This is a genomic window from Kitasatospora sp. A2-31 (assembly GCF_022288725.1).
Taxonomy (GTDB): domain Bacteria; phylum Actinomycetota; class Actinomycetes; order Streptomycetales; family Streptomycetaceae; genus Kitasatospora.
In genome coordinates this window covers 1-8,599 of sequence record NZ_JAKNTA010000055.1, presented here as the reverse complement: position 1 = coordinate 8,599, position 8,599 = coordinate 1, and the positions used below count along the sequence as shown (strand labels likewise).

Genomic DNA, 8,599 nt, shown 5'->3' with positions numbered 1-8,599 from the left:
GCGTTCGCGTTGACCGGCGCCAAGGCCGACGAGCGCACCACCCTGCTGGACATCCTGGACACCGAGACCGACCTGGTGGCCGCCCGCCCCGGACAGACTCTGATCGGGGACAGGAACTACTACGGTGCCGCATTCGAGCGTGAGCTCGCCGAGCTGGAGATCCGGCTCCTGCGGCCGGCCCGCAAGGGCGAGACCCAACGGGCCGGATCGCAGCTGTTCAAGCCGTTGCGGCAGATCATCGAGTCCGTCAATGACACGTTCAAGGGCCAGCTCGATCTCGAACGACACCAGGGCCGCACACCCGGCGGCGTCATGGTCCGCGTCCTCCAGCGGATCCTCGCGCTGACCACCGCGATCTGGCACAACGACCAGACGGGACAGCCCGTCATGCGCTCCCTCACCGCGTATGACCACTGAACCCCTTGGCATCAGTCGTCTAGCGAAACGGACCTGCCGGACAGCCTGGGACGGTGCTGGCACAGCTCCGGGACAACCTGAGGGTGCAGCGCTCGCTGCCCCCTCCGGGGATCGCCCGGGGCGGAGACCAGGGCGATCCCCGGCTCGCGCTTGGTCGGGGCGGGCCGCAGCAGCGGGCTCCTCCAGGGCGTGGAGCAGCGTGGTGCGCACGTGTTGGTGGAATGCCGGGGAGCCCGGCTGGCGGCACCAGCACGGGAAGGCCCGGGCGGGCACGGAGGACGACCGGGCGCGGGATCGTGTCGGGCCCGGCGCCCGGACGGCGGAAACGCTCGGCCGGGCAGTCCGGCCGAGCGTTCCGCGGTGCGGAGGTGTCGAGGATCAGCGCGGGACCTTGGCGTGGAGCTCCATGTAGCCGACGTAGGCGAGGAAGGCGGCCAGCGTGCGGAACGTGTGGCCGCTGATGCTGAAGGTGGGCGTCTGGCCCCCCAGCTGCCGGTACACGAAGGTCGAGGCGTCGTCCCAGTGCTGCTGGAGGTCGACGTTCTCGGGACCCATGGCGGTCGAGGTGTAGTTGCGGATGTTGCCCCGGATGTTGTCGAAGACGCGGCCGAAGCGGGCCGCCTCGGAGGTCGCCTGGATGATCGTCACCATCTCTCGGGCGAATCCGTTGGAGTCGCGCTGGATGCGGGTCGCCGCCGTCGCGATGCTGGTGAGGGCGTTCGTCAGGTTGGCATAGCCGATGGCCCGCCCGGCGCGCTCGCCGGTGCCGCCGCCCGGCAGGCGGGAGTAGTTGCCGTCCCAGGGCAGGCGCTGGACGTTGCCGGAGTGGGTGACCTGCTGGAACTCGGTGGGCCAGACATCGGGGAAGACGTAGTGCGTGCCCGGGTGGTTGTCGTACGGCGGCTGGTAGAAGCCGGCGAAGTAGAGGTTGTCCGCCCACCAGTAGAGCGAGCCCCGGTACTGCCCGTAGACCAGGATGCGGGCCTCGATCAGGCGGGTCGGCAGCAGCGTCGTCTCGTCGAGCTGGGAGGCGACCTCGGGGTGGTTGGGGATGTCGTGGCCGCTGATGCGGTGCAACTGGTCGATGGCGTGCCAGTAGTTGGAGTGGGCCGCCTCGCCGCCCCACTCGAGGTCGCCGAGGTCCCAGTCGAACTTGGTGATCGATCCGCTCGGATCGGCGTGCGCGACGGTGGCGGAGGCCTGCACCAGGCCGAGCGCGAGGCCGAGCGCGAGGAGGAGGCCGACGAGCCGTCGGCCGAGGGTGGTGTGAAGGTGCACGGGCTGACTCCTGTGAGGGAGGAACGGGGACGGGCCCAACCCTGCCGTGTCACCGCTCTCCGAGTGGACCCACCGCGCACAGCTCCGGCTCTCTCAGCGCACAGCGAGAACCGTTACCTCAGAAGGGAATTGACGCTCAGTCTGTCGTTGCGTCCCGGGTGGACGGCGATCGTCATCGAACCAGTCACCGCCTGAACCCGAGTCAGCAGCCATCCGGCGGTTTCGGATCCTGACGCCGACATCACGAGCCGACCGACATCACGAGTTCAAGTTCATTAGCAGACAGAGAAGTTGTTGTGCCGGTCCTTGAACGGGGAGAGCCGCGCGGCATCCTCGTCGCTGCGGTCGGCGCCGGGCTGGACGCGCATCCGTACTGGGCCGGCGTCGAGAACCGGCCCAAGGCACTTCGCCTCACATGCCAGCCGGCGCTGCGTACCGGGGCCGCGTAAAAGTCGATTCTGGTCGGATGTAACGCTCCTGTCGTGCGTCGCCAAGAGGAGATGTGGGGGACGGACAGACAAGGGAGTCGATGTGAGGAAACCGCCGGACAGCGGTCTGGTCGCGCGGATCGGTGAGGATCCGGAGGCGTTCGAGGCCTTCTACCGTGAGCACGTGCAGGCGGTGCTGCGGTACGCGACCCGGCGGACCCGGGACCCGCACGCTGCGGCCGACCTGGTCACCGAGGTCTTCCTCGCGGCGATCTCCGCCGCCGGCGGGTACCGGCCGCAGCTGGGCACGCCGATCGCCTGGCTGCACGGCATCGCCCGCAACGTGGCCGCGTCCCAGGAACGGCGCGCGGCGCGGATCTGGGCGGCCGAGGGCCGAATAGCCGGCCACCGGCTGCTGGACGGCGATGACATCGCACGGCTGGAGGAGCGCATCGACGCCGAGCGCGCCTCGCGACAGCTGCTGGAACGCATCGCTCTGCTGCCGCGCGGACTGCGGGAGGTGCTGGAACTGGTGGCGGTTGACGGTCTGAGCGTCTCCGAGGCCGCCAGGGCACTCGGTATCGGCACCGTGGCTGCCCGGGTCCGGCTGCACCGGGCTCGCAAGGCCCTCCGGCAGCCCGGCGCCAATCCCGAGTCCTCTCCGTCCCCCTCGTCCCTTGTGGAGGCCTGAATGAACGCCGAACGCTTCGAGGAGCGGTTGATGCACGAGCTCAAGAACCACGTCCAGCAGCGGGCGGAAAGCCCGCACCCCGACCGGTCGGCCACGGCCCGACCCCGCCGCGGCGTCCGCGTGCGCTGGGTCCCGGTCGGTTTGGCCTCGGGTCTGGCCGCCGCCGTGGCAGGCGTCACCCTGACCGTGCTGCCGAGCCAGCCCGCGGCCGCCTACACCCTGAAGAACGACGGGAACGACCTCGTCAAACTCACCATCGTCAACCCGGCCGGGAAGATCGACCTGAGCACGCTGCAGAAGGACCTGGACCGCATCGGCGTTCACAGCCGCGTGCTGGCCGGTGACCCCGACTGCGCCACCCCGTGGGGCGGTCCCGACCCGACCGCCTCCCCCAGCCCGTCCTCGCCCCCGTCCGCCTCCCCGAACCCGGAGCCGCCCCGCGGCGAAACGCCGCGCCCGGCCCCGCCCGGTTCGGCGCACCCCTCCCCCGGCGACGCCAGTCCGCCAGCCGATGGCTGGGACATCGGAGGGGAGGACGGCAAGACCGTTCTCTCCATCCGCCCCGGCAAGATCCCCGCCGGCAAGCTGCTCATGGTGGGCTTCCCCCTCGCCAAGACCGATCCCTCCCACGCCTACGGCGTGATCACGGCAGGTCTGCTGGACGGATCGGGCCCGGACTGCCTGCCGGCCCCGCCGCCCGGCACGGTTCACTTCCAGTAGAGCGATGACTGTGCCCACGGTCGTCTCGCGGTCGTACTGACCACCGTGTCGGCCGCCCGGCCGCAGCGTCATCCTCCGCCGCGGCCGGTAGCGGCGGAGGATGACACGTGTCGGCGACCGGCTCGCGGCTCCACGGGCGCGGCCGGAGCGGATGCGGCCGGGGCCAGCCTCAGCGGCAGGCGACGGCCTCGCGGGTGCGGCGGACGGCGCGGTGCAGCGTTGGAGGGCGACGAAGCGGTTCGTCCGGTCGGCCTGGCTGAGGCGGTACTCGAGGCGCGCGTCAGCGCCTCCGGTCGTGCGTCTCCGCCGTCGGGCGGCACGACCTTCCCCTGAGAGGGTGAGCGTGGCGGGCGGCCTGCCGGGCCGCCGTCACCCGAGCTTGGATACCTGGTAGTGGCTGATGTACCAGCGGTCGGCCGCCTGTTTGACCACCAGGCTCAGGTTCACCGTGAGCGTCGGCCGGTCGGTGAACGAGAAGTCGACACTCGTGTAGCCGAGCACCACGCCGTCGACCAGCTGCCTGGTTTCGAGGATCCGGTAGTCGGCGGTCATCCCGAGCGGCTGGGAGCCGTAGTAGTCGGCGATGCCGCGGCGACCGACGGTGTACGGATGGAGGCCCTGGAAGATCGCGTCCTCGGCGAAGTAGGAGGCGGCCCGCTCGGGCTGGTGCGCATCGACGGCCGCCTTCCACTCGTCGAGGATGCCACGAAGGATCTTCTCATTGTCCGCTGTGCTGCTCGTCGGAGTCGTGGCGCCGCCGGCGTGGTCGGGGTCGCTCGGATGGGGCGAGAGCGGGGTGACCTCGTCGGTGCGCCAGATGCGCAGCGGCATGGAGGCCAGGACTTCCTCGAGCCGGTCGCCGTCGGCGGCGGCAAAGAGCCCGAGGGTGCGCCATTCGCCCGGTCGCAGGGGAGGGCGCCACAGGCGGAGCAGGTGTCCCTGCGTCGCGAGCTCACGCGCCCGTGCGGCCTCGCGGGTGCGGATGTCCTCGACAGCCTGCTCCGGGGTCCCGTCCGGGATGTGGGTGGTCATCGTGACGAGGAATTCCATGATCACCTCTTTCGGGGAGCCGGCCGTACGGGAGCCCGCCGTGCGGTTGGCCGACGCGCCTCTTCCCAGTCTGCTTCAGCCAGGTCGGGCGGTCCTGACGAGCAAGCCCCGGACGGCCTCGGTCAGCTCGGCACCCTGCTTCGCGAGTACCACCCTGCTGCCCTGGAGGCCTTCGCCTAGTGCTCTGACCGGGAGCGTTCACCGGTTGGGCCCGGGGTAGCCTGCGCCCGTGAAGGTCTATCCCCTCTGGCACATCAGCCACCAGAACGTAGCCGGCCCCAGCGACGAGACGATTCACCTCGACGACGGGGGCGTGTTCATCGACGAGCAGGACGGCGACGACGTCAAGCTGCTGGGCATCTACTCCTCCGAGGCCGCGGCCGAAGAGCGGATGCGTCGCGCGCGTCTTCTCCCGGGCTTCGTCGACGAGCCGGACTGCTTCCAGATCGGCGAGTACGACCTCGATGGGGACCACTGGACCGAGGGTTTCGTCCGCGTGCCGGTCTAGGTCTTCGGGTGAGCGACCTGGCGGAGGTGTGGGCCGTTCACGCCGCTTCGGTGAGCGTCCTTCCTCCCCAGCGAAGGCCCTTTTCGCTGCGGATGCGCGCGCGTTCCCTGCGTTGGGCGGCCAGGACGTCGAGGTGGCGGGCGTTGGTGTTGCGCCAGCGCAGGTAGGAGTGCAGCGCGCGGGTCTGGACCGTGTGGTTCGGGTGCTTCGAGTAGCTTGCGAGCGGTGGTACGGGCCTCGGTCGAGTCACGTTGAGTAGTGGTCATGTGCGGTCCCTGGCAGCGCTGAGGTGGGTCCTTCGCCGCACGCCGCTGCCCCTGGTAGACGCCGCAGGCGAGGACGCTGACGCCCCTGAGCGCCGATTCGGCCGCTGAGATCACAGAAAAGACCAGGCGCGGAGCGATGAGTTCGTTCATGATCATCAGTCATAGGTCGTGGATGGTGCGCCGCAGCCGAACGTGGGGCTGCTACGTCCACCGATCCGCCCCACCGACAACCGGACACGAGACACCAGGAACCATAGATGCGCACCCTGATCAGCACCGCCTTCATCTCGCTCGACGGCGTCGTGGAGGCCCCGGGCGGCGAGCCCGGCTACCGCAACTCCGGCTGGACCTTCAAGGACATCGAGTTCCTCCCCGAGGCGTTCGACATCAAGGGCCGCGAGCAGAAGGAGGCCACGGCGATGCTGATGGGCCGGACCAGCTACCAGGCGTTCAGCCCGGTGTGGCCGGACATGGCGGACTTCGCCGACTACAAGGCGATGCCGAAATACGTCGTCTCCACCACCCTCACCGACGACGACCTGGCGTCGAACTGGGGCGAGACGACGATCCTGCGCTCGCTCGACGAGGTCGCCGCGCTGAAGCGGACCGAGGGCGGCCCGATCATCGTCCACGGCAGCGCCTCGCTGAACCAGAGCCTCTCGGACGCCGGCCTGATCGACCGCTACCACCTGCTCGTCTTCCCGCTCCTGCTCGGCGCCGGCAAGCGTCTGTTCAGCGCCACGGACAAGGACACCCAGAAGCTGAAGCTGGTCGAGCACGAGGCGTACGCCAACGGCCTGCAGAAGAACGTGTTCGACGTCGTCCGCTGACACGACTCGCACACCTTCCCGGCCAACCGCGGCACCGGACACGGCACCGACACGGCACCGCTTGAAGGTCTCGCTCAGTGGACCTCGGATCACCTGTGCCCCAACGTGCGGACCTCCCGACCTGGGGAAATGAGCGGGGCTCCTGTTATCGTGCGCCGATGTCAACGATCAAACAGTTCCAAGTGACCTTCGACTGCGCGGATCCTGTGCGCCTGGCCGCCTTCTGGTGTGAGGTGCTGGGGTACGTCATGCCGGCGGTCCCTGAGGGCTTTGCCACGTGGGAGGAGTGCTTCCGCTCGCTGCCGCCCGAGGATGCGATCTACTTCCCGTGCACTGATCCCTCGGGTGTGGCCCCGCGCCTGCTCTTCCAGCGAGTCCCCGAAGGCAAGGTCGTCAAGAACCGGGTGCATCTCGATGTGCGGGCCGGCGCCGGGCTCGTGGGTGACGAGCGCCTGGCCACACTCGAGGCTGAATGCGCACGGCTGATGGCGCTCGGCGCGACACACGTGCTGACGCAGCGTGCCGATGGCGTCAACGAGTCGTGCATCACGATGCAGGACATCGAGGGCAACGAGTTCTGCCTCGCCTGATCTTCCTCGGAGACCGCGAGGTGGGGATCCGTCTCCGTCCTTGGGGAATGTTGTCGGGGGAATGTTGTCGGGCAGCCGGCTGCCCGACAACATTCCCCAAGGACGGTCTCCCGTGGACCCTCATCACCGCCGGCCCGTGATCAGTGTCCTCTTCATCGCCCTGGCCAGCGTCATCACCGTCCGCTGCCCAGTCCGACGAGCCTGGACGCCCTACCGCTGGGACACCCGCCCACGAAGCCGCCGCATCCGATGACCGCACTCGGCGGACGCGGGCGGGCAGGTGGTCGTCCGGCACGGTGAGCGAGGAGCCTCGTAGGCCACCGTCATGGTTACCACAGGTACGCCGCCCGGGCGGTTGGCGAGCAGGGCCGCGATGTGGTCCGCGCAGCGCAAGGCCGCCGTGGCCATGGCGTTCCTGGTCATCCCGGCGGCCTGCGGGGTGAGCAGGGCGTTCGGCAGGCCGAAGAGCGGCGAGGCGAAGGCTGCGTGCTCGTACTCGAAGGTGTCGATGGCGGCTGCCGCGAGCGGTGTGCGGGGTCGCGCAGCGCATCGGCCGGCCCGCCGACCACGCACCCGCCTCCCGCCGCGAGATGATCGACGCCCTGACCGTCCTGCCCAAGGGATTCGGCGACGGTCTGGACGACGACACCGCCACCGGCCGGACCGCTCAGTGGGACGGCCCCGCGCCCGGCGGGTGGAAACAGGCGGTGACCGTCTTGCCGTTCCTCTGCCGGCGGGTGTGCCAGTGGTCGGCGAGCGCGTCGACCAGCGTCAGGCCCCGCCCGCCGACGGCGTCGGGCGCGGCCGATCGCGGACGGGGAAGCCGAGGGCTGTGGTCGTGGACGCTCAGGTGCAGACAGCGCCCGTCCCACGTCAGCACCAGTTCCGCGTCACTGCCGGCGTGGACGTGGGCGTTGGTGATCAGTTCGGACACGGCCAGTACCACCGCGTCCGCGACCGCCGGCGCGTCCCGGTTCCAGCCCAGGGTTTCCAGATGCGTCCGCGCCCACTCCCGGCCGGCCCGCACCTCCGTGCCGAGCGGAAGGCGTCGGGCCCACCCCACTCCGTGGATCCTGGCCATGCAGACCTCCCTCCAACCTTCAGATCCTTCGACAACCTCCGGATGCGTACGTCCAGCGCCTGCCCGCAGCCGGTGACTGTATGCGACGTGCCTCACGGGCCGTCGGCCGGCGACCGGTCAGGCGCAGCGGCGCACCGCCACTCGGCCGGGAGCGCCGCAGGGCCCCGACCACCAGGCGAATTCGAGGGGTCGTTGCAACACGTGGTGAGTTGATCAAGCCGCGAGCAGTGTAAGCAGACGCTCGGCTGGGGTTTCCCAGCCGAGCGTTTTGCGTGGGCGGCTGTTGAGTCGGTCGGCGACGGCGGCCAGGTGCTCGGGGGTGTGGACGGACAGATCGGTGCCCTTGGGGAAGTACTGGCGGAGCAGGCCGTTGGTGTTCTCGTTGGAGCCCCGCTGCCAAGGGCTGGCGGGCTCGCAGAAGTAGACCGGGACGCCGGTGTCGCGGGTGAAGCCTCGGTGGGCGGCCATCTCGCAACCCTGGTCCCAGGTCAGGGACTGCTGCAACTGCTCCGGAAGCGTCTTGAAGACGTCGGTGAGCGCGCGGCGCACGGCGTTGGAGGTGTGGCCGGTAGGCAGGTGGACGAGGACCAGGTAGCGGCTGCTGCGTTCGACCAGGGTGGCGATCGCGGAGCGCGACTTGGGGCCCACGATGAGGTCGCCCTCCCAGTGGCCGGCGACGGCTCGGTCGGCGGCCTCGACGGGTCGCTCGCTGATCATCAGCATGTTCTTGACGGGGCGGG

At 69.8% G+C, this 8,599-nt stretch carries 10 protein-coding genes and 2 pseudogenes; 6 read left to right on the top strand and 6 right to left on the bottom strand.

Features of this window, described 5'->3' with window-relative positions:
- A partial coding sequence (locus MCM47_RS44310) for a transposase (RefSeq protein ID WP_238951502.1) occupies window positions 1-417 on the top strand: 417 nt, incomplete at its 5' end.
- A 378-nt stretch (window positions 418-795) separates the two neighbouring features.
- Here MCM47_RS44310 and MCM47_RS44305 read toward each other — a convergent pair.
- Window positions 796-1,695 carry a ribosome-inactivating family protein gene (locus tag MCM47_RS44305; protein ID WP_238951503.1) on the bottom strand — a complete coding sequence of 300 codons (900 nt, stop codon included), beginning with the start codon at window positions 1,693-1,695 and terminating at the stop codon, window positions 796-798.
- A 531-nt stretch (window positions 1,696-2,226) separates the two neighbouring features.
- On the opposite strand from MCM47_RS44305, the gene MCM47_RS44300 reads away from it, so the two are divergent.
- Together MCM47_RS44300 and MCM47_RS44295 are read left to right on the top strand one after the other, a co-directional pair.
- Window positions 2,227-2,814 (top strand): RNA polymerase sigma factor, encoded by a 588-nt coding sequence (locus tag MCM47_RS44300; RefSeq protein ID WP_238951504.1) that lies wholly within the window; start codon window positions 2,227-2,229, stop codon window positions 2,812-2,814.
- Window positions 2,815-3,534, top strand: coding sequence for a hypothetical protein (locus MCM47_RS44295; protein WP_238951505.1), 720 nt, complete (start codon window positions 2,815-2,817; stop codon window positions 3,532-3,534).
- Window positions 3,535-3,903: 369 nt separating this feature from the next.
- Here the strand turns inward: MCM47_RS44295 and MCM47_RS44290 are convergent, their stop codons facing one another.
- A complete protein-coding gene (locus MCM47_RS44290) occupies window positions 3,904-4,248 on the bottom strand; it encodes a nuclear transport factor 2 family protein (RefSeq protein ID WP_238951512.1) in 345 nt (114 codons plus the stop codon).
- Between the two features lie 69 nt (window positions 4,249-4,317).
- Window positions 4,318-4,584, bottom strand: a pseudogene (locus MCM47_RS44285) (muconolactone Delta-isomerase family protein); the annotation flags it as partial.
- Window positions 4,585-4,813: 229 nt separating this feature from the next.
- Here MCM47_RS44285 and MCM47_RS44280 point away from each other — a divergent pair.
- Window positions 4,814-5,092, top strand: coding sequence for a hypothetical protein (locus MCM47_RS44280; protein WP_238951506.1), 279 nt, complete (start codon window positions 4,814-4,816; stop codon window positions 5,090-5,092).
- A 37-nt stretch (window positions 5,093-5,129) separates the two neighbouring features.
- On the opposite strand, the pseudogene MCM47_RS44275 reads toward MCM47_RS44280, so the two are convergent.
- Window positions 5,130-5,303: pseudogene (locus tag MCM47_RS44275) on the bottom strand (IS630 family transposase); the annotation flags it as partial.
- A 312-nt stretch (window positions 5,304-5,615) separates the two neighbouring features.
- On the opposite strand from MCM47_RS44275, the gene MCM47_RS44270 reads away from it, so the two are divergent.
- Together MCM47_RS44270 and MCM47_RS44265 are read left to right on the top strand one after the other, a co-directional pair.
- Window positions 5,616-6,188, top strand: coding sequence for a dihydrofolate reductase family protein (locus MCM47_RS44270; protein ID WP_238951507.1), 573 nt, complete (start codon window positions 5,616-5,618; stop codon window positions 6,186-6,188).
- 158 nt (window positions 6,189-6,346) lie between these two features.
- On the top strand, window positions 6,347-6,778 hold the full coding sequence (locus MCM47_RS44265; protein WP_238951508.1) for a VOC family protein: 432 nt from the start codon (window positions 6,347-6,349) through the stop codon (window positions 6,776-6,778).
- 667 nt (window positions 6,779-7,445) lie between these two features.
- Here the strand turns inward: MCM47_RS44265 and MCM47_RS44260 are convergent.
- Both MCM47_RS44260 and MCM47_RS44255 read right to left on the bottom strand, forming a co-directional pair.
- Window positions 7,446-7,859, bottom strand: coding sequence for an ATP-binding protein (locus MCM47_RS44260; RefSeq protein WP_238951509.1), 414 nt, complete (start codon window positions 7,857-7,859; stop codon window positions 7,446-7,448).
- Window positions 7,860-8,072: 213 nt separating this feature from the next.
- Window positions 8,073-8,599 (bottom strand): IS30 family transposase (locus MCM47_RS44255; protein ID WP_238951643.1); only part of this gene is annotated, 527 nt, incomplete at its 5' end.